The following is a 20,472-nucleotide window of genomic DNA, read 5'->3' as shown; positions in this document are numbered from 1 at the left end:
GTCCCCCTCCTTCCTTTAAGGCCCATGCGCTGTGAAAATCACAAGTTTTGCAGATTTCACAAAAGAAGTCCGCTAATTTCCACAAACATTACCTATAGCGTGCACCACATGCAAGCATTTACTGTGATGTGCAACGCATTCTTGATGAAGGAGGACGCAACCAGTGAAAAACCATGAGGTACGCACTCATAAATCCGCCGAGGACTTCCCCTACGAGGAGCACTTGGCGTACAAGGTGGCCGAGGTGGCCGCGGACCCCGTAGAGGTCCCGGAAGAAACCACCGAGATGATCATCAACCGCATCATCGATAACGCCTCCGTAGCTATGGCCTCCGTTGCCCGTGGCCCCGTCACCTCCGCGCGGGTGATGGCAGAAGCCCATCCCGTGGACAAGGGCGGATCCACCATCTTCGGCATCGATGGCACGTATTCCGCGGAGTGGGCAGCACTGGCCAATGGCACTGCGGTCCGCGAGTTGGACTACCACGATACCTTCCTCGCTGCCGAGTATTCACACCCCGGCGATAATATTCCACCGCTCCTTGCTGCAGCGCAGCACAAGGGTCTGAGCGGTCGCGACCTTATCCGCGGCATTGCAACCGGCTATGAAATCCAGGTCAACCTGGTCAAAGGCATGTGCCTGCACGAGCACAAGATCGACCACGTGGCGCACTTGGGGCCATCGGTAGCCGCGGGGCTTGGCACCATGTTGGGCCTGGATAGGGACACGATTTACCAGGCCGTCGGCCAGGCGCTGCACACCACCACGGCAACCCGCCAGTCCCGCAAGGGCCTGATTTCTTCGTGGAAGGCCTACGCGCCAGCCTTCGCCGGCAAGATGGCCATCGAGGCCGTCGACCGCACCATGCGCGGCGAGGGTGCCCCGGCGCCGATCTGGGAGGGCGAGGACGGGTTCATCGCCTGGATGCTGCATTCGCCAGAGCGCACCTACACCGTGCCCCTGCCGGAAAACGGGGAGGCCAAGACCGCCATCCTGGATACCTACACTAAGGAACACTCCGCGGAATACCAGGCGCAGGCGCCCATCGATATGGCCTTTGCGCTGAAAAAGACGCTAGAGGACAAGGGCCTCAAGACGGCGGATATCGAGTCCATCGTGCTGCACACCTCCCACCACACCCACTACGTCATCGGCACCGGCGCGAACGACCCGCAAAAGATGGATCCTTCCGCCTCTCGCGAAACCCTGGACCACTCTGTGATGTACATCTTCGCGGTCGCGCTAGAAGATGGCGTGTGGGACCACGAAACCTCCTATTCCCCTGAGCGCTCCAACCGCCCGGAGACCATCGAGCTGTGGCAGAAGATCTCCACCGTCGAGGATCCCGAGTGGACGCGCCGCTATCACTCCAACGACCTGGAGGAAAAGGCCTTCGGTGGCAAGGCAGTTATCACCTTCAAGGACGGCACCGTCATCGAGGACGAGCGCGCCGTGGCAGACGCCCACCCGCTGGGCGCCCGCCCCTTCGCCCGCGAGCAGTACATTGCCAAGTTCAAAAAGCTTGCCGATGGCGTCGTCGACGAGGCCGAGCAAGAGCGCTTCCTCACCGCCGTGCAAGACCTAGAAAACCTCACCGATCTAACCGAACTCAACGTGCGGGTCAGCGATGAGCACCTCGCCACCGCGCCCGAGAAACCGGAGGGAATCTTCTAATGGCTGGACTATTTGGTTCTACAATCACCAACGCTGAAAAGCGTGCGAACTTCCGCAAATCCATCGAATCCGGATCGATTACCACGCTGCCGGGCGCGTTTAATCCGCTGACCGCCCGTCTTATCCAGGACATTGGCGGTTTCGACGGCGTCTACGTATCCGGCGCGGTGCTGGCTAACGATTTAGGCCTGCCCGATATCGGGCTTACCACCTTGACCGAGGTGGCCCAGCGCGCCGGGCAGATCGCGCGCGCTACCGACTTGCCCGTGCTTGTCGATGCCGATACCGGCTTCGGCGAACCCATGTCCGCCGCCCGCACCGTCGCCGCCCTCGAGGATGCCGGCCTGGCCGGCTGCCACCTGGAGGACCAGGTTAACCCGAAGCGTTGCGGGCACCTCGATGGCAAGGAAGTGGTGGACAAGGAAGTCATGGTCCGCCGCATCAGCGCGGCCGTCAATGAGCGCCGCGATCCTAATTTCATCATCTGCGCGCGCACTGATGCCGCCGGTGTCAATGGCATCGATGACGCCATCGATCGCGCTAAGGCCTATGCCGAAGCCGGTGCGGATCTGATTTTCACCGAGGCGCTGTATTCCCCTGCGGACTTTGAAAAGTTCCGCGCCGCCGTGGATACGCCGCTGTTGGCGAATATGACGGAGTTCGGCAAAACCGAGCTGCAATCAGCAAAGACCCTCGACGGACTGGGATACAACGCCGTGATCTGGCCGGTCTCCAGCTTCCGCGTGGCCATGGGCGCTACCGAAGAATTCCTGCGCGACTTGCAGGAAACCGGTATCCAGACTGAGTGGTTAGAGCGCATGCAGCACCGCTCCCGCCTGTACGAACTGGTCCGCTACCAGGAATACAACGAGTTCGACCAGTCCGTATTCACCTATTCCAAAGACAACTATCAACCCACTTTTGAAGGCTAAGGAGCCAGTGGCCATGTCCGATAAGAAAAACGAAACCCCAGAAATCCGCAAGGGGCTTTATGGCGTCGTTGTTGATGAAACCGCCATTTCCAAGGTCGTTCCTGAGACCAACTCCTTGACCTACCGCGGCTACCCGGTCCAAGAACTGGCCCGCTACTGCTCCTTCGAAGAGGTTGCGTACCTCTTGTGGAATGGCAAGCTGCCGGGGCAAGAATCCCTCATCCGCTTCTCCGCGCGTGAGAAGGCATTGCGTCACCTGGACCGCCACCTCATTGACCTGATCATGTCCATGCCGCAAAGCTGCCACCCAATGGACGTTCTGCGCACGGCGATTTCCTTCATCGGTGCCCAGGATGCGGAGGAATACACCAAGGACTCCGAGCACGTGCGCCGTACCGCGCTCGAGCTCATGGCGAAGATCCCCACCATCATCGCGCTCGATATCCGTCGCCGCCGCGGTGAGGGCTACATCGAGCCGTCCCGCAAGAAGGGCTTTGCCGAAAACTTCCTGTGGATGGTCTTCGGCGATGAAGAAGGCTCCCCAGCGGTAAACCGCGCCGATATCGAGGCCTTTGATAAGTCCCTCATCCTTTATGCCGAGCACTCCTTCAATGCCTCAACCTTCTCGGCACGCGTGGTTACCTCCACGATGTCTGATACCTACTCCGCCATCGTCGCCGCCATTGGCGCTCTCAAGGGACCACTGCACGGCGGTGCCAACGAGGCCGTCATGAAGAACTTCCTCGAGGTAGACGATCCTGCCAAGGCAGAGGAGTGGACCAAGAACAAGCTGGCTAATAAGGAACTGGTCATGGGCTTTGGTCACCGCGTGTACAAGAACGGCGACTCCCGCGTTCCCACCATGGAAGCCGCCTTCAAGGAGTTGGCGGAGCAGCACGACCAGACCAAGTGGATCGAGATGTACGACATCATGGCCAAGACCATGGAGGAAAACACCTCGATCAAGATCAAGCCAAACCTGGACTTCCCGGCCGGCCCTGCCTACCACATCCTCGGGTTCGACATTCAGTTCTTCACCCCGATCTTCGTCATGGCCCGCATTACCGGCTGGACCGCGCACATCGTGGAACAAAATGAGAACAACTCGCTGATTCGCCCGCTGTCCGCATACGTCGGCGAAGACCAGCGCTCCGTTCCACCGAAGTCCTTCTAAACACTCGGCTTCCCGCGCGGTTCGGGCGGTCCGTGTAACCGGGTAGTGAGCCGTCCATGCTCCCCATGCCTGCGTGGGGAGCATTTGCGCATCCTCCTACGCTATATGTGCATCCTTCTACGGTATAACTGAGCGACCCGCGCCCTCAGATGTTGCATTTTCGCCTCAGGTATTGCATAGGAGGATGCGCATGTAGCGGCTGCAGCTCCGGCCCCGACTGCGGCTGCGGATCCAGCTGCGGCTGCGGTACCGGCTGCGAAAAATTTGCCAGATGAAATTTGCAGACTTTGCAAAATTGTTAGGCCTGTTATTACTGGTTGACTGGCAGAAATTGCTTTCGCGGGGTTTAAGTTGCAGGTGAGTGTAGAAAATTCCGTTCAAAAAAGGGATGATAAAAACTATTTTTATCTCTAAACTGAGAGACGGATCACCCCAGTGGGGACATTGCAACGCAGTGTCTTCCAAGTTGAAAGGAACACCCAAGTGGCCAATTCCGCCCTTCCATCGTTCGACAAGATTTTGGTAGCCAACCGCGGTGAAATCGCCGTGCGTGCCTTCCGCGCTGCCTTTGAAACGGGGGCGAAGACCGTCGCCGTCTATCCTCGTGAAGATCGCAACTCCTTCCACCGCGCCTTTGCGGATGAGGCAGTGCGCATTGGTGACGAGGGACAGCCCGTCAAGGCATACCTCGATATCGAGGAAATCATCCGCGCTGCCAAGAAGTCTGAGGCGGACGCAATCTATCCGGGTTACGGCTTCTTGTCCGAGCGCGCCGATTTGGCCCGTGCCTGCGAGGATAATGGCATTAAGTTCATTGGCCCCACCCCGAGCACGCTGGATCTCACCGGTGATAAATCCGCTGCGGTTAACGCCGCGAAGGAAGCAGGGCTGCCGACGCTGCAGGACTCGGAGCCGACTACGGACATCGATAAGCTGGTGGCAGACGCCGGTGACTTCAGCTTCCCAGTCTTTGTCAAGGCCGTCTCTGGCGGTGGAGGGCGCGGTATGCGCTACGTGGAATCGGAATCTGAGCTGCGCGAACGGGCAGCAGAAGCCTCGCGCGAGGCCGAGGCGGCCTTTGGTGATGGCAGCGTGTACCTCGAGACCGCGGTGATTAATCCGCAACACATTGAGGTGCAGGTGCTCGCGGATGCCCAGGGCAATGTCATTCACCTCTTTGAACGCGATTGCTCCGTGCAGCGCCGCCACCAGAAGGTCGTAGAGATCGCTCCCGCGCCGTCGCTGGATCCGGAGCTGCGCGATCGCATCTGCCAGGATGCCGTGAACTTCTGCGAGCACATTAACTATGAGGGCGCCGGCACGGTGGAATTCCTCGTGGACGAGCGCGGCAACCACGTCTTTATTGAGATGAACCCACGCGTGCAGGTGGAGCACACCGTGACCGAGGAGGTTACCGGTGTGGACATCGTCAAGGCGCAGATGAATATCGCCGCCGGTGCTTCCTTGGAAGACATCAACCTGTCGCAAGAAAATATCACCATTACCGGCTCCGCCCTGCAGTGCCGCATTACTACCGAAGACCCGAATAACGGCTTCCGCCCAGATACGGGTACGTTGACCGCATATCGCTCGCCGGGCGGCGCTGGTGTACGCTTGGACGGCGCTACCTCCGTGGGTGCTGAGGTATCGCCCAACTTCGACTCCCTGTTGGTGAAGATGACCTGCCGCGGCACCACCTTCGAGCAGGCTGTGCACCGTGCTCGCCGCGCGCTGAACGAGTTCCACGTCTCCGGCGTGGCCACCAATATCGGCTTCCTGCGCGCGTTGCTCAATGAATCTGACTTCGTCAATACCCGCGTCGATACTGGATTCATTACCGAGCACCCGGATCTGCTCAAGGCGCCACCGGCGGTAGATGAGTCCGGTCGTATCCTGGACTACATCGCGGATGTCACCGTGAATAAGCCCAATGGTGATAGGCCCACCGCGCTGCGCCCGTTTGATAAGCTGCCGGAGTTCAACACGGAAGAGCCGCTCCCGCGCGGTTCCCGCGATGATCTCCTGGAGCTAGGGCCACAGAAGTACGCGGAAAAGATTCGTGCCCAAGAACCATTGATGGTTACGGACACGACGTTCCGCGATGCCCACCAGTCCCTGCTTGCTACCCGCGTGCGCAGCACCGCCTTGGTCTCAGCGGCAGAGGCCGTGGCGCGCTTGACCCCGGACCTCTTCTCTGTGGAGGCGTGGGGCGGTGCTACCTATGACGTGGCCATGCGCTTCCTCCACGAGGATCCCTGGGTGCGCTTGGACCTACTGCGCGAGGCCATGCCGAATCAGAACATCCAGATGCTCCTGCGCGGGCGCAATACCGTGGGTTATACCCCGTACCCGGATTCGGTCTGCCGCGCCTTCGTGCAGGAAGCGGCCAAGTCCGGTGTGGATGTCTTCCGCATTTTCGATGCGCTTAACGATGTCTCCCAGATGCGCCCTGCCATCGATGCCGTGCTCGAGACGAATACCACCGTGGCCGAGGTAGCCATGGCGTATTCCGGTGACCTTTCTTCGCCGAAGGAAGACCTCTACACCTTGGATTACTACTTGAAGCTCGCCGAGCAGATTGTAGAATCCGGCGCGCACATCCTGGCCGTTAAGGACATGGCCGGCCTGCTGCGCCCAGAGGCCGCACACACGCTGGTGACCGCGCTGCGCAAGGAATTCGACCTGCCGGTCCACGTCCACACGCACGATACCGCCGGTGGCCAGATCGCTACCTACTTCGCGGCGGCGCGCGCCGGCGCCGATATCGTCGATGGCGCCTCGGCACCGCTGGCCGGCACCACGTCGCAGCCTTCGCTTTCCGCGCTCATCGCTGCATTCTCCAACTCCAAGCGCGATACAGGAATCGACCTGCAAGCGGTCTCGGATTTGGAGCCGTATTGGGAGGCCGTGCGTCAGCTATACGCCCCGTTCGAGAACGGCATTCCTGGCCCGACCGGCCGTGTGTACAAGCACGAGATTCCGGGTGGTCAGCTGTCGAACCTGCGCGCGCAGGCCGTCGCATTGGGCCTGGCGGATCGCTTCGAGGTCATCGAGGATAACTACGCCGCCGTCAACGAGATGCTAGGCCGCCCCACCAAGGTCACCCCGTCCTCCAAGGTGGTGGGTGATTTGGCGCTCCATCTCGTGGGCACCGGCGTTTCTCCGGAAGACTTTGCGGCGAACCCGACGAAGTACGATATCCCGGATTCCGTGGATCAATTCCTCCGCGGCCAGCTGGGTACCCCTCCGGGTGGCTGGCCGGAGCTGCGCGATAAGGTCCTCGATGGCCGCGCCGAAACCGGTGCGCAGATTAACGATGTCCCGGCAGAGGAGCAGCCGCACCTGGAGTCGGATAACTCGGATGAGCGCCGCGCCAGCCTGAACCGCCTGCTCTTCCCCAAGCAGTTCGAGGAATTCAACGAGTTCCGCCGCAAGTATGGCAATACCGAGGCGCTGACGGATACGACCTTCTTCTACGGCCTGACCGAAGGCGAAGAAAAGGTAGTGCACTTCTTCCCAGAAGATTCCACCGATCGCTCCAACCTTAAGCAGATCGTGGTGCGCCTCGATGCCGTGGGTGAGCCGGATGAGAAGGGCATGCGCAATGTTGTGCTCAACGTCAACGGCCAAATCCGCCCGATGAAGGTGCGCGATGAAAACGCCGAATCCACCGTGGCCACGGTGGAGAAGGCGGACCCGTCCAATGACGGCCACGTAGCGGCCCCGTTCGCCGGTGTGGTCAACCCCACGGCAGAGCCAGGCGACGAGGTCAAGGCCGGCGACCAAATCGCGGTCATCGAGGCCATGAAGATGGAAGCTTCCATTTCCGCCACCAAGGATGGCGTGGTCGAACGCGTGGCCATTGGCCAGGCCACCAAGGTGGAAGGCGGCGACCTCATTGCCGTAATCAACTAGTCTGCACACTCAAGCGCCCCGCTTCCCTCGATTTATCTCGAGGCAGCGGGGCGCTTTGGTGTCTAGCTGTGCTAAAAATCAACGATTTCGTCCATCCAAATGACCGCAACCGTCGACGAAATCCTTGCTCTAGATGGACGAAATCGTTGATTCGCGAGGATGGCGGAGGCTCGCCTTAACCAAGGATGACGGGCAATGCTAACGAGCCGACCAAGATGAGTACCACGAGGCCGAAAAAGACTTTGGCCTGCCACCGGGCATAATTAAATGACATTCCCGTACCGAAGCGCTTATCTACCAGTACCGCCGGATCATCCGGGTTGTAATATATTACTCCCCATTTATAGAGGTGGTCATTGTCCGGTGATTCTTTGTCTTCATCAGCGAAGTGAATACCGCGCAATTGTTCGGATAACCGGGATTGCTTGTAGAGAAGAAATACAACTAGACCGATGCTGCCACCAATGGTGAGAATCAGCATTGTGGTGATCGCGGCGCCGTTGAAGCGTTGATAATGCGGGATAGGGCCGGTTACCTGCATCAGCGCCATCCCGGCGCTGATGAGCAGGGTGAGGACTCCCATGCCGGTGTTCGTCAGGGCGAGGTTTGCTTCGTTACGCAGCCGCGCTTTAATGCTGCGCTCAGAGCGTGGGGACACCTCACTATGCGCGATAAAAGAGCAGATAATGGCAAATAGGCCCAGCAATGCTAAAGCGACGAATGAGGAGAAAAATACGCTCCCAATTGATTTGTCGCTCCAATTGTCGGCCTCCATGGATTCATTCCAGTGCACGGGAACGGGGTCCGGAATGGCGGACCAGTGGGAAGCGACGATGATGGCACCGGCCGCGATGCACAGCAGGGAAGAGAGCATGGTTACCCACGGAAAGGTCGGGGTAGGGATGCCGCGAAATTCGGGCGCATCAATGGCTGTGGTGGAAACACGGGCAGCGATGCTGGTTTCAACCTCGTCGAACCAGCCGCCCGCCTTTTTAGCCGCGATGATACGGCGGCGTTGGGACGCATAAGCCCACATGCCACCGAGCGCCACCACGAGGGAAGGTAGTGCGGCTAATAACGGCAGTTTCCAGGCAAAGAGGGACATGGCCGTTGCCACGATGCCGCAGCTCCACGTGCGTATCTTGAATCCGGCGAGGGCGGAGGTAACCGCAGGATCAGAAAGATAAGCCTTGGGCACGCGCACTCCGAGCGGTGTGCCAGGTGAGGCCAGGGAGGGGGCTGTGGCCATGATCCAGGTGATAACCAGGGTGGTGGCGGCCATTATGAGTGTGAAAATCATGGTGATACTTCCAGGTCATTAAGGGTGGAGCTGAGTCGAGCGTGGAGCTCATCTGGGCTAAAGCCTTGGGCGCGGGCGAGTGCGACTATGCGGCTTAATTGCTCTTCCAGTTGTTTTTCTTGCGCGGTGGTGCGAGCACCAGGCCTGACGATGGAGCCGGAGCGTCCGGCGGTTTTACAAGGTCCTCGGAAACCAAGAGGTCGTATGCCTTCTTCACGGTGGCAGGGTTAATGCCTATATCCTTGGCAACGCGGCGGACGGGATCTAGCTTGTCGCCATCGGAAAGCTGTCCGCGAGCGATAGCCAAAACGATTTCATCGTGAATCTGTTGAAAAACGGGGACGTCAGATTCGGGGTGAAGGGTAATGAACATCTGTCACCTCCAATCTTTTTCTGTATTACTTGCTGTAACACAAGCTGTATTATTTTATGTGGTACAGAAAAGAGGGCAAAAAGAATCCCAGGTACCTGCGACTTAATGCAGTGACGTACCTGGGTTGCGGGGCAGGGAGACTAGAGAAAAAGGGCCCCAGCGATGGCAGCAATACCGTAGCTCCCGCGCATGAAGTAACCGAAGACCTCGGGAGAGAAGGAGGCGCCGAAGCCGCCGGTATCGATGATATTCATGGTGGTAACGCGTGCGGGACGGGAGCGCTTAAAAGCGGTGTAACTAAGCCCCAAACAACATGCTGCGAGCGTGAACAGGGACAGCTTCCACACGGTGGCGATGAAGGCGGTGCCGACAACGGCAGCACCTGCGGTGGCAGCCAGTGGCAGTCCCCAGTCGGGCCACGCACCATCGACGATGCGGCCGAAGGAGGCGGCGCGGCCAGTAGCGGCGCCGACAATGGTCCAAGCGGCAGCAAATCCAATAAGAGCAAGGCCGCCGAGCTGAGGTGCTAGCGCTAGGGTCAGTCCCATGACGGCGACCGCACCGAGGGGGATGTACCACCGGCGAAACAGGCGCCGAGCAAAGAGGAGACTGAGCGAAGCCGTGGCATGTGAGCGCGGGCGCAGGCGAGCGGATTGGGAGGCGATAGCATCGGCAGAAACCTCAGAATCCAGTAGCCCAAAGGAGGACGAGCCGATGGCACGGGTACGGCCCGCGCGGAGGAGCGAGGCGAGTTCGAAGGATCGCCAGCCGATGGCAAACCGCAGCAGGGGGAGGGTTATCGCCGCATAGAGTGGAAGATGCAGCGATGCACACAGGGCAAGACCTAGGAGGCTCACGCCGGCGAGCTGGGCAATAGACAGCTTATCGACGCCTCCCATGCGCCCCCGCGGCCTATCCGCATAGACCCAACGCCCGAGCGAAAGGCTGCGCAGCGGATAGAGCGCCTCGAGGAGGATGATGAGGGCGAGCGAGCCGAGCCCGGCACCAATGGTCGCGGTTGCGGGCAGAGCAGCGGCCGTGCGCTGTGCTAGCGAGGGCAGAAGCGCTGCAGCATTGTGCCAGGCGTAGACGCTGACGCTCGCGATAAGTGCCGCGATGAAGGCGTAATAGATGGCTGAGGAAGCTGTGGAAGAAGTTTCATGAAATCTTCACTACTTCGTCGCAGGCAGCGAAGATGGCCGGAGAATGGGAAGCGAGCACCACACAGCGGCCATTGGCTGCCAGGTGGCGTAGCTCCTCGGCCAAGAAGGCGGTCCAGGTGTGGTCGAGGTGGCGCTCGGGTTCGTCGATAAGCAAGGCTTTGGCCGGCTGATAAAGCTGGGCTGCGAGGTAGACCCGCTGGCGCTGGCCAGAAGAAAGGCTGCTGACAGCGGAGTTCCGGATGGCGTCGTCGATGGCCCAGAGCTCATGGACCTCGGCAAAGTTTACGCCGGAGCGGCGGGATAGCAAGCTAAAGTGCTCACCCACGGTGAGATCGGGGAGGAAGACTGGGTCCCCGACGGAGATGACGGAACCGGCCGCCGCAGCGCTACCGGGCGCGGCACCGTCGATGAAAACGGTGCCATTTAGTGGGGCAATCTCGCCGCTCAACGTCTGCAGCAGCGTAGATTTACCCGCACCATTCGGGCCTTTTAGGCCGTATACGCGACCGGCATTAAAGCTGCGATTGAGGTGCCCCAAGGCGGCGGAATGTCCGTAGTCTGCATCTATTGTCAACATCGTTGCCAGGTTAGCAGACAGGTGGCTGGCCCTAGGGGGCGGTAGCTTTGATGCGATTCAATTGTTTCAGGAAGTAATCTTGGATTAAAACCTTGGGTATGATTGTGCGTTCCTGTTCTATTGATGGGCTTGGCTCCTTGTGCCTGGCATGTAAGTCACAAGAGCCTGTCTAGAGGTTTTAGGGTGCCGTAATCTCTCATGGCGAATCGGATCACAGGTTTCTCTTTCTCGTCGAGCCCAGTATTTGATTCGGGATAGATTGCCACACACAAACCATTAGACACTCCCACTGCCGAGGTTCTTTTAGGCCGGTGGGGCAAAATGAGCGCGAACGCCGAGGATCCTCCGATGGGCTAAGCTAGCCCGATCTTCGCGCTGAGAATGCTCGTCTGCGCCGTGAGCTGACACAAACTCCGTACGGTTCAAGGTGTATAAAGCTAGAGGACGCAACCAATTAATTGTGTCGCTGCATACCTAGTTCGCGGAAACGTCTAAAAGCAACCGCGTTTGGCCATTTTCGGCCCTGATTTTTGTGGAAACGCGGTTGCTTTTGGGAAATTTTGGCGTGATTAGTTATCGAATCTGGCCGGGCGGGTTAGAGAACCATTGGTGCAACGATGACGCCGACGATGGCGGCATTGAGCATATTGGTAAGGAAGCCACCGAAGAGTGCGCGCGGGCCAAGTTTTGCTACTTCACCGCGGCGCTCAGGGATGAGGCCACCGATGGAGCCAATCTGGATGCCGATGGACGACAGGTTGGCGAAGCCAGCGAGGGCGAAGGAGGAGATCAAGATGGCCTTATCGCTGAGCTCATCGACGCTTTCACCAAAGGCGGTGTAGCCAACGAACTCGTTAAGGATGGTCTTTTGGCCGATGAAGTTACCCACCTCGAGGGCCTCGTTCCAAGGCGTACCGATAAGCCAGGCCACTGGGGCGAAGATGATGCCGAAGAGGCCTTCGAGCGACCAGTTATCCTGGCCGAAGAGGGAACCAATGCCGCCGAGGATGGCAGAGAGCATCACGATCGAGGCGATGAAGGCGATGAGCAAGCAGGCAACCGAGATGGCGATCTTACCGCCGGCCATGGCACCGCTACTGATGGCATCGATGATGTTTTTGGATTCGGTATCGCGAACGTCTTTAACGGTAGCGTCGAGGTTCGTCTCTTCGGTCTCTGGCATGAGGCCCTTGGCGACGAGCAGGGAGCCCGGCGCATTCATGAGCGATGCGGCGAGCAAGTACTCCAGGGGCGCACCCAAGAGCGAGTAGCCGATCAACGTGGAACCGGCCACGGAGGCAAAGCCGCCGACCATGCAGGTATAAAGCTCGGATCGGGTGAGCTTGGGCAGGTAGGGCTTAATTACCAGCGGTGCCTCGGATTGGCCGAGGAAGATCACGGTGGTGGCCCAGACCGATTCCACCTTGGAGGTGCCCATGAGCCACTTGATGGCGGATCCGACGTATTCCACGAAGTACTGGATAACCCGGAGGTAGTACAGGGCGGCGATGATGGCGCCCAAGAAAATGATCACGGGCAGCACATTGAGGGCGAAAACGAAGTCATCACCGAAGAGGCCGCCGAAGACGAATTGGGTGCCTTCGTTGGTAAATTCCGTGAGCTTAGTTAGCCCATTGGCGATGCCCTTGAGGGCTTTGAATCCAGGTTCCCACGCGAGGACCAAGAAACAGAAGACCACCTGCAGGACAAGGCCCACGCCAATGGTGCGCCACTTGATATTTTTACGCGAGCTCGACAGGACGTAAATTACTGCAAGAATGGCGATGATGCCGAGCAATCCTTGTAAGCGTTCCATATTTTCTGACCGTTCTTTGAAGGGACTTTTTAATTAGAGTGACTCTGGGCCAAAGGAGAGGGGGAGGATCTCAGCAAAGTCATGGCTCCGGGGCTTTCCATCGACGGAGACGATGACGCGCTCGCAGTTAAACTCCCGCAGGACCTGGCGGCAGGCACCGCAAGGGTAGCAAGGTGCGGACTTCAAACCGACGATAGCAACCGCTTTAATCTGCGGAATGCTGGGCAAGTGGCCATCGGTGGCCGTCACGTCTGCGGTGGTGACCATGTGTGCGGCGGCGTTGCGTTCGGCGCAAATGCCTAACGGGCTGGAGGCGTTTTCGACGTTGGAGCCGGTGACAATGCGGCCATCGGCAAGCAGCAAAGCCGCACCGACGGGGAAAGAGGAATAGGGCGCCCAGGCGTGGTGGGCTGCTTCTTCTGCGAGGTTGAGCAATTCGGCATCGGTGGGAGGCGAATCCGGGGTGGTGTTCATTGCGGTATGGGCTTTCTTTGTACGGGGGGTGAAGAGAGACTGCGTTAATTCTCCAATAGAACAAAAAGAAAAATACTCTTTGACATCTGTTCTATAGGGAATAATAATTGGACGTGGTGGAGTGCACAACCACTGTATATAGTGCAGTAAATCACATTATGTGCTTGTATGTTTCGGTTTCCAAATCAGTACAGGAGGAGTCGTCATGGCCGAGAAATTCGATGCGGTAGATGTTATTCGTACCAAGCGCGACAAGGGGGTGTTTAGCCCGGAGGAAATCGACTGGGTCATCGATGCCTATACGCGCGGGGTCGTGGGAGATGAGCAGATGGCCGCGCTCAATATGGCGATCTTCCTCAACGGCATGAACCGCGAGGAAATCTCGCAGTGGACCAAGGCGATGATCGCCTCCGGTGAGACAATGAGCTTTGAGTCCTTGTCCAAGAAGACTGCGGACAAGCACTCCACCGGTGGTGTTGGCGATAAGATTACGCTGCCTCTCGCGTCTCTCGTTGCCGCTTTTGGCGTCGCGGTTCCGCAGCTTTCCGGCCGCGGTCTGGGCCACACTGGTGGCACCCTGGACAAGCTGGAGGCCATCCCTGGCTGGCAGGCGGATATTTCCAATGAACGATTGATGGAAATCCTGGAGGACCCGGGCTGCATCATCTGCGCGGCAGGCTCTGGACTGGCGCCCGCGGATAAGAAGATCTATGCCCTGCGCGATATCACCTCCACCGTTGAGGCGATTCCGCTTATCGCTTCGTCCATCATGTCGAAGAAAATCGCTGAAGGTACCTCGTCGCTGGTTCTCGACGTCAAGGTGGGCTCCGGCGCCTTTATGAAGGATGAGACCTTGGCCCGCGAGCTGGCGCAGACCATGGTGGACTTGGGTAATGACGCCGGCACGGCTACCACGGCACTGCTGACGGATATGTCCACCCCGTTGGGCCGAAAGGTGGGCAACGCCCTCGAGGTCGAGGAATCCGTCGAGGTCCTGGCAGGCGGCGGGCCAAGCGATGTCGTCGAGCTGACCCTGGCCCTTGCGTGCGAGATGCTGGAAGCGGCCGGCGTGCACGATGCCGACGTGGAAAAGGCGCTCAAGGATGGCCGCGCCATGGATAAGTGGAAGCAAATGATTAAGGCGCAGGGCGGAGACCCAGACGCCAAGCTTCCCGTGGCTACACATACCCACGATGTCATCGCTGAATCCGATGGTTACCTTACCGAGCTTGATGCCCTGTCCGTCGGCGTGAGCTCCTGGCGCCTGGGCGCTGGCCGTGCGCGGAAGGAAGACCCGGTACAGGCAACCGCGGGCATCGAATTGCACGCGGTCAAGGGCGAAAAGGTATCCAAGGGCCAGAAGCTTTTCACCCTGCACACGGAAACCCCAGAGCGCTTCGAGCGCTCCCTTGAGACCTTGCAGCAGGGCTTTAAGATTACCGACGCCCCGCTGGATAAGGAGCGCCAGATCATCCTGGACCGCATTGGCTAAATCAGGATTAATGGAAGAGCAATCGACCCGATGACGATGACCGCTATGACGGCGAGGAAGGCCTTCGCCTGCCATGTGGCGTAGTTGAAGGACACTCCGACGCCTAGGCGCTTGTCCACCAGCACCGCTGGGTCATCGGGGTTGTAATACAGGATCCCCCATTTATAATGTTCGTCATTATCGGGGGACTCTTTGTCTCCATCCGGAAGTTTCACCCCGCGCAGCTGATCCTCGAGCTGCGATTGGGCGCGAAGTATCATTGCCACGATGGCTATGGTGCCGCTAATGGTCATCACCACCATGGTGATAAAGGAGAAGCCAGCCAGGTCCTGATAGCTCGGTACCGGGCCGGTTATCTGTATAAACGACAGCCCGAGGGACATGAGAAGCAGCAGGACGCCCATCGCTTCGTTGGAGGCTGTAAGGTTTGCCTGATTGCGTAGCCGCGCCTTGATGGAGCGCTCCGAGCGCGGGCGAACCGCGGTGCGTTGGATAAGCCAGCAGATGCCGGCGAAAAGCAACCACATTCCCAGCGCGATAAACGTGATGAAAAAGACGCTGCCGATGGACTTGTCGCTCCAGCTATCCGGCTCCAAAGAATCATCCCAGTGCACTGGCACGGGATCGGGGATGTCGGACCAATGGGCGGCGACGATGAGAGCACCGGCGATGATGACCAGCAAGGAACCCAACATGGTCAGCCAGGGAAAAGACGGCGTTGGTACATCAATATCTTGTGTGGCGTCGGCGTCCCGCTCCGCTACCTGGGCGCTGACCGCGGTTTCTACCCCGTCGAACCAGCCGCCGTCCTTCTTGGCCGCGATGATATAGCGGCGCTGGGAGAGGTAAGCCCACGTGCTGCCGATAATGACCAGCAGGGAAGACAGAGCCGCCACCCACGAGTGGTTGACGTAGAACAGCGAGATAACCGCCGCTGCGATGCCCACAACCCACGTCCGAGTCTTAAAACCAGAAATAGCGTCGACCACAACGGGATCCGAAAGATGGCTTTGGGGAACGCGAACGCCGAGCGGGGCGCCTGGCGCCGCAAGTGCTGGGATCGTGGTCATTATCCACGTTATGACCAGCGTGGTCGCGGCCATGAGGACGGTAAGAATCATGCGAGCTCCTTCAGTATGGAATCGAGATAGCCGTGGAGCTCCTCAGTGGAAAAGCCCTGGGCGCGGGCGAGGGTCGCCACGCGGCACAGGCGTTGCCGAACCTGCTGTTCTTGCGCCGCGGTGTGCGCGCCGGGACGGACGATCGATCCGGAGCGACCCGCGGTTTCGACGAGGCCATCAGCAACGAGCAAGTCGTAGGCGTGTTTTACGGTGGCCGGGTTAATGCCAATATCCGCGGCGACCTGGCGCACGGGATCGAGCTTGTCGCCGTCGAAAAGCTGCCCGCGGGCGATGGCCAGCACGATTTCATCGTGGATCTGCTGGAAGACCGGCGCATCCGCGTCAGGGTTGAGCGTGATAAGCATGAGCTACCTCCTTCCAATAAGTTTTGTGCAACTAATAGTAGCACAGTCTGTATTAGTGGAGGTAATACAAAGCGGAGACTGGGGCCTAGATATGCACCTGCGACGTGAGGCTGAGCTCTTTGCAGAAGCCCTCATTGTGGCTGACCAGCAAGTATGCACCTTTGTAGGACTCGAGGATCTGCACGAGCCACTTTATGGTGGTGATGTCCAAATTATTGGTGGGCTCATCAAGCAAGAGGAATTGCGGGCTGGGATCGGCCAAAAGCACCCTGGCAAATTCCGCGCGGAAACGTTCGCCACCGGATAGCAGGCCGGTGCGGCGGTGCACCTGGTCATCGCGAAATAACAGCTGCGCCAATTGATCGCGGATGAGTTGTGGGGGAGCAGTGGGGTTGGCCTCTGTGACCATCTCTAAGATTGTGCGATCTTCCGGCAAGGTGATTTTCTGCCGCAAATATCCACAGTCCACGCTGTACTCAACGCCGCCCCGCGCAACCTCATTAAGGAACGTGGTTTTCCCGCTGCCGTTTGGACCCATAAGACGAACATGCTCAGGGCCGGTTATATCCACGATGTTACTGGTGAGCACGCGGGTGCCATTGGGCAACTGCGTGCCTGGGAGGTCAAGGTGAACGTGCTCGTCTGGGCGGATCTTATGTTGCGCAGCTTGATAGGCAGCAAATGCTTCCTGCACCGAACCCGATGCCTGAGCCGACCGCTTAGCCGCGGTATTTTGGGCGCGGTTCTTATCGTTTCCCATCGCCATCCCGGGCTTTCGGCGGTTGTGCGAGAAGGCTTTGCCGCGGCGATTGTCCCGGGAAATGCGCACCTGCATCGCCTCGCGCTCGCGCACTTGCTTGCGGTGTTCGGCTTTGGCCTCGCGAGTTTCTGCTTCGGCGGCGCGCTGTTCGGTTTCTATGGCCTCCCGGTAGGCGTGATAATTTCCGGAAAATAACCGCAAACTTCCCGCGTAGAGTTCTGCAATGTGCTCGACATGGGAGAGCAGGTCTAGGTCATGGGAGATGACAAGAATGGGCGTAGAAGCGCTGGAAATAAGGTTGATGACCTTGGATTTTCCTGCTGCGTCCAAGTTATTGGTCGGCTCATCGAGGATGACAAAGTCTGGGTGATCAAAAAAGGCGGCGTTTAATGCGATGGTGACCGCTTCGCCTCCAGACAGCGTACCGATGGTGCGATCTAGCGGGTAGGGAACGCCTGCGTTATGGAGGCAGGCATGAATCCTGTCTTCGATATCCCAGTCGTTACCAATGGTTTTCAGCAGTTCCTCGGAGTAATTTCCCGCTTCTAGTGCGTGGAGCGCGGCAATCTTTTCCGCCGCGCCGAATACTTCGGCGATGGTTAAGGAGTCACGCAAGCCAAGATCTTGGTCTAGATACGTGACCTCTGGTGCCGTGAATGTGCCCGAGGATGGTGCGATCTGGTGGGACAGGACCTTAGCAAGGGTTGATTTTCCGGATCCATTATCGCCAATCATTCCAGTAACCGAGTCAGGGATTGTTCCGGAAAGTTGGGAAAAGCAGGGCGTGCCGTCTGGCCACGACAGGCTGAGCTGGGAAAAAGAAATCGGCATGAAGAATCCACCTTTAAAGAACGAGTGTGCAAGGGACGTCGTACTAGGCGGAAATCTTCATAGACCTCAACAATAGCAGCTGTGGTGCAAAACACAAGGGCTCTAGCTAAAATTCATCTCTTGCTGGAACCAGAGGCCTGCAAGAGACAGACGCCAGATTAGAAGCGGCGGAAGAACTTACCCTGGGTGAGCTCCTCGAAGCCCGGTAGTGGCGTGGCGGACGCGATACCAGGGGCGGTTTGCTCGGCCGCGAGATCGATAGCGTTAGCAACGAGCAGGTCGTGGGCTCGGTCTGCTTCGTCGCCGGTGCCGTTCGTGGCGACGATGAGCTCGGGGATGTCCTCGGGGTCGAAGGGGGTGAGCCAGGTGGCATCGTCAAGCGGGTCAGCGCCCGGATCCCCAAGGAAGGCTGGGCCCTTGGCGGCGGCGGGGTAGTAGCGCAGGAGCGCGGCCCCCACGGGCTCTACAGTTGGGTCCTCGTTGGCGGCAAGGGGCAAGGCGATGACGCCGCCATCAACGATGGGGGACCAGTCCGCGATATGGGAAGGGAAGAGGCCCGCAAGGTAGTCGCGGTCCTCTTCCTTGGCCAAGCGAACACCAAGAGAAGAATCAGTCATTCTTCCAGGCTAGCTGGCGCGGCTACTTAATTTCCAGCAGCTGCGCGCCCTTGGTGGTGGACGAGCCGGCCTCGACCGCCAGCCCGGTTACTGTGCCGGACTTGTGGGCCTTGACGGGGTTTTCCATCTTCATGGCCTCAAGGACCATGACGATATCGCCCTCTTCTACCTCTTGGCCCTCTTCCACGTTGACCTTGATGACCGTGCCCTGCATCGGTGCGGTCACGGCATCGCCGGACACCGCAGACTTGGTGCCGGCACCCTTGCGCTTTTTCCGCTTGCGCGCGCCGGTAATGCCAAAGGTGGCGGGCAATGCTACCTCGATGCGGCGGCCGTCGATTTCCACGGTGTGGACCTGCGAGGCCTCGGGCGCGCCGGCTTCCGCATCGGTGGAATCATCGTGCGGCGTCAGCTGGTTATCCCACGCCTCCTCGATCCACTTGGTGTAGACATCGAAGGAACCATTTTCCGCGGTAAAGGCGGGATCTGCAACGATGGCTCTGTCAAAGGGCAGCACGGTGGGCAGGCCCTCAACCTGGTATTCATCCAGGGCTCGGGCGGAGCGCCGCAGGGCGGTTTCGCGGTCCGAACCCCAGACAATGAGCTTGGCCAGCATGGAATCGAATTGCCCGCCGATGACGGAGCCCTCGACGACGCCCGAGTCCACGCGGACGCCCGGCCCAGCGGGCTCGGAGTACTTGACGATGGTCCCGGGAGCGGGCATGAAGTCGGCCGCGGCGTCTTCGCCGTTGATGCGGAACTCAAAGGCATGCCCGCGCGGTGCTGGATCCTCACTGAGCGAAAGCTTTTCGCCTTGGGCAATCCGGAACTGCTCGCGCACGAGGTCCAGCCCGGTGGTTTCCTCCGAAACGGGGTGCTCCACCTGCAGGCGGGTATTGACCTCGAGGAAGGAAATCAGGCCATCGGCGCTGACCAAATACTCCACGGTGCCGGCACCGCAGTAGTCAGCCTCGCGGCAAATGCGCTTGGCGGACTCGTGGATGGAGGCGCGCTGCTCGTCGCTCAGGAAAGGCGCCGGCGCTTCTTCTACGAGCTTTTGGAAGCGGCGCTGCAGAGAGCAATCGCGCGTGCCGACGACCACCACATTGCCGTGCTTATCTGCCAAAACCTGGGCCTCCACGTGGCGGGCCTTATCGAGGTAGCGCTCGACAAAGCACTCGCCGCGGCCAAAGGCAGTGGTGGCCTCGCGGGTCGCGGATTCAAATAGCTCCGGAATCTCTTCAGCGGTGTGCGCGACCTTCATGCCGCGGCCGCCGCCGCCAAACGCCGCCTTGATGGCTACGGGCAAGCCGTGCTCATCCGCAAAGGCCTTGACCTCATCCGCGTTGGCCACCGGATCCTTGGTGCCAGGGGCCATGGGAGCTTCGGCGCGCTCGGCGATGTGGCGGGCCGTGACCTTATCTCCCAAAGCGCGGATGGATTGGGGAGGCGGGCCAATCCAGGTCAGGCCAGCATCGATAACTGCCTGGGCAAAATCGGCATTTTCGGACAAGAAACCATAGCCGGGGTGGATGGCATCCGCGCCGGACTTAGCGGCGGCATCCAGAATCTTGTCAAAGACAAGATAAGAATCAGCAGAGGTAGAACCGCCGAGGGCAAAAGCTTCATCGGCCAGCGTGACGAAGGGTGCCTGCGCGTCCGGCTCGGCATAAACGGCGACGGAGGAGATCCCGGCATCGCGAGCAGCACGAATAACGCGTACGGCGATCTCACCTCGGTTCGCTACGAGAACCTTGGAGATCTTCTTGGTTTCTACTGCCACGGCAGTAACCTCCTGAATACACTTCGTTTACTACGGGATCTATTGTTGCACACCAAAATATAAAGTCGTCCGTTTGGCAATGATTGTTACGTTTAAACAAAAAT

15 protein-coding genes and 1 pseudogene are annotated in these 20,472 nt (G+C 59.1%); 5 read left to right on the top strand and 11 right to left on the bottom strand.

The window, feature by feature from the left end:
- Positions 1–163: 163 nt before the first annotated feature.
- From prpD to QP970_RS08935, 4 genes are all read left to right on the top strand, one after another.
- A complete protein-coding gene (gene prpD, locus QP970_RS08950) occupies positions 164–1,675 on the top strand; it encodes a 2-methylcitrate dehydratase PrpD (RefSeq protein ID WP_239270043.1) in 1,512 nt (503 codons plus the stop codon).
- Complete coding sequence (gene prpB / locus QP970_RS08945) at positions 1,675–2,607, top strand: methylisocitrate lyase (RefSeq protein ID WP_239270044.1); 933 nt, start codon at positions 1,675–1,677, stop codon at positions 2,605–2,607. Before prpD ends, prpB begins: the two co-directional genes overlap by 1 nt.
- 13 nt (positions 2,608–2,620) lie before the next feature.
- Entirely contained in the window at positions 2,621–3,781 is a 1,161-nt protein-coding gene (locus tag QP970_RS08940) for a bifunctional 2-methylcitrate synthase/citrate synthase (RefSeq protein ID WP_239270045.1), read from the top strand.
- 483 nt (positions 3,782–4,264) lie between these two features.
- A complete protein-coding gene (locus tag QP970_RS08935) occupies positions 4,265–7,696 on the top strand; it encodes a pyruvate carboxylase (protein ID WP_284771789.1) in 3,432 nt (1,143 codons plus the stop codon).
- A gap of 253 nt (positions 7,697–7,949) precedes the next feature.
- On the opposite strand, the pseudogene QP970_RS11770 reads toward QP970_RS08935, so the two are convergent.
- The 6 genes and pseudogenes from QP970_RS11770 to QP970_RS08905 form a co-directional block, all read right to left on the bottom strand.
- Positions 7,950–8,570 (bottom strand): annotated as a pseudogene (locus QP970_RS11770) (DUF1648 domain-containing protein); the annotation flags it as partial.
- Positions 8,571–9,090: 520 nt separating this feature from the next.
- Complete coding sequence (locus QP970_RS08925; protein WP_005281564.1) at positions 9,091–9,369, bottom strand: GntR family transcriptional regulator; 279 nt, start codon at positions 9,367–9,369, stop codon at positions 9,091–9,093.
- 140 nt (positions 9,370–9,509) lie between these two features.
- The gene (locus tag QP970_RS08920) at positions 9,510–10,268 is read right to left on the bottom strand and encodes an ABC transporter permease (RefSeq protein ID WP_239275612.1); all 759 of its coding nucleotides are present in this window, start codon (positions 10,266–10,268) and stop codon (positions 9,510–9,512) included.
- 259 nt (positions 10,269–10,527) lie between these two features.
- The gene (locus QP970_RS08915) at positions 10,528–11,109 is read right to left on the bottom strand and encodes an ABC transporter ATP-binding protein (RefSeq protein WP_005281569.1); all 582 of its coding nucleotides are present in this window, start codon (positions 11,107–11,109) and stop codon (positions 10,528–10,530) included.
- Positions 11,110–11,704: 595 nt separating this feature from the next.
- Positions 11,705–12,925, bottom strand: coding sequence for a NupC/NupG family nucleoside CNT transporter (locus QP970_RS08910; protein ID WP_239275610.1), 1,221 nt, complete (start codon positions 12,923–12,925; stop codon positions 11,705–11,707).
- A gap of 33 nt (positions 12,926–12,958) precedes the next feature.
- The gene (locus QP970_RS08905) at positions 12,959–13,399 is read right to left on the bottom strand and encodes a cytidine deaminase (RefSeq protein ID WP_239270050.1); all 441 of its coding nucleotides are present in this window, start codon (positions 13,397–13,399) and stop codon (positions 12,959–12,961) included.
- A gap of 205 nt (positions 13,400–13,604) precedes the next feature.
- On the opposite strand from QP970_RS08905, the gene QP970_RS08900 reads away from it, so the two are divergent.
- Positions 13,605–14,891: a thymidine phosphorylase gene (locus QP970_RS08900; RefSeq protein WP_239270051.1), complete on the top strand. Its 1,287-nt coding sequence runs from the start codon at positions 13,605–13,607 to the stop codon at positions 14,889–14,891.
- On the opposite strand, the gene QP970_RS08895 is transcribed toward QP970_RS08900, so the two are convergent.
- From QP970_RS08895 to QP970_RS08875, 5 genes are all read right to left on the bottom strand, one after another.
- Positions 14,888–16,012 (bottom strand): DUF1648 domain-containing protein, encoded by a 1,125-nt coding sequence (locus QP970_RS08895; protein ID WP_239270052.1) that lies wholly within the window; start codon positions 16,010–16,012, stop codon positions 14,888–14,890. The genes QP970_RS08900 and QP970_RS08895 overlap by 4 nt on opposite strands.
- Positions 16,009–16,377 carry a GntR family transcriptional regulator gene (locus tag QP970_RS08890; RefSeq protein ID WP_239270053.1) on the bottom strand — a complete coding sequence of 123 codons (369 nt, stop codon included), beginning with the start codon at positions 16,375–16,377 and terminating at the stop codon, positions 16,009–16,011. Before QP970_RS08890 ends, QP970_RS08895 begins: the two co-directional genes overlap by 4 nt.
- 85 nt (positions 16,378–16,462) lie before the next feature.
- On the bottom strand, positions 16,463–17,968 hold the full coding sequence (locus tag QP970_RS08885; protein WP_284849743.1) for an ATP-binding cassette domain-containing protein: 1,506 nt from the start codon (positions 17,966–17,968) through the stop codon (positions 16,463–16,465).
- Positions 17,969–18,126: 158 nt separating this feature from the next.
- Positions 18,127–18,585 (bottom strand): hypothetical protein, encoded by a 459-nt coding sequence (locus QP970_RS08880; RefSeq protein WP_239275604.1) that lies wholly within the window; start codon positions 18,583–18,585, stop codon positions 18,127–18,129.
- A gap of 22 nt (positions 18,586–18,607) precedes the next feature.
- Positions 18,608–20,368: an acetyl-CoA carboxylase biotin carboxylase subunit gene (locus QP970_RS08875; RefSeq protein WP_239275602.1), complete on the bottom strand. Its 1,761-nt coding sequence runs from the start codon at positions 20,366–20,368 to the stop codon at positions 18,608–18,610.
- Between the last annotated feature and the right edge of the window lie 104 nt (positions 20,369–20,472).

Origin of the sequence: Corynebacterium sp. MSK073 (assembly GCF_030232085.1) — a bacterium.
Lineage (GTDB): Bacteria > Actinomycetota > Actinomycetes > Mycobacteriales > Mycobacteriaceae > Corynebacterium.
The sequence above is the reverse complement of the archived record's forward strand: the minus strand, read 5'-3'. Positions and strand labels throughout refer to the sequence as shown.

Excerpts from the sequence above, each read along its gene's own strand:
- prpB (WP_239270044.1), top strand. The coding sequence starts at position 1,675 with ATGGCTGGACTATTTGGTTCTACAATCACCAACGCTGAAAAGCGTGCG.
- QP970_RS08940 (WP_239270045.1), top strand. The coding sequence starts at position 2,621 with ATGTCCGATAAGAAAAACGAAACCCCAGAAATCCGCAAGGGGCTTTAT.
- QP970_RS08925 (WP_005281564.1), bottom strand. The coding sequence starts at position 9,369 with ATGTTCATTACCCTTCACCCCGAATCTGACGTCCCCGTTTTTCAACAG.
- QP970_RS08920 (WP_239275612.1), bottom strand. The coding sequence starts at position 10,268 with ATGGGAGGCGTCGATAAGCTGTCTATTGCCCAGCTCGCCGGCGTGAGC.
- QP970_RS08915 (WP_005281569.1), bottom strand. The coding sequence starts at position 11,109 with ATGTTGACAATAGATGCAGACTACGGACATTCCGCCGCCTTGGGGCAC.
- QP970_RS08910 (WP_239275610.1), bottom strand. The coding sequence starts at position 12,925 with ATGGAACGCTTACAAGGATTGCTCGGCATCATCGCCATTCTTGCAGTA.
- QP970_RS08905 (WP_239270050.1), bottom strand. The coding sequence starts at position 13,399 with ATGAACACCACCCCGGATTCGCCTCCCACCGATGCCGAATTGCTCAAC.
- QP970_RS08900 (WP_239270051.1), top strand. The coding sequence starts at position 13,605 with ATGGCCGAGAAATTCGATGCGGTAGATGTTATTCGTACCAAGCGCGAC.
- QP970_RS08895 (WP_239270052.1), bottom strand. The coding sequence starts at position 16,012 with ATGATTCTTACCGTCCTCATGGCCGCGACCACGCTGGTCATAACGTGG.
- QP970_RS08890 (WP_239270053.1), bottom strand. The coding sequence starts at position 16,377 with ATGCTTATCACGCTCAACCCTGACGCGGATGCGCCGGTCTTCCAGCAG.
- QP970_RS08885 (WP_284849743.1), bottom strand. The coding sequence starts at position 17,968 with ATGCCGATTTCTTTTTCCCAGCTCAGCCTGTCGTGGCCAGACGGCACG.
- QP970_RS08880 (WP_239275604.1), bottom strand. The coding sequence starts at position 18,585 with ATGACTGATTCTTCTCTTGGTGTTCGCTTGGCCAAGGAAGAGGACCGC.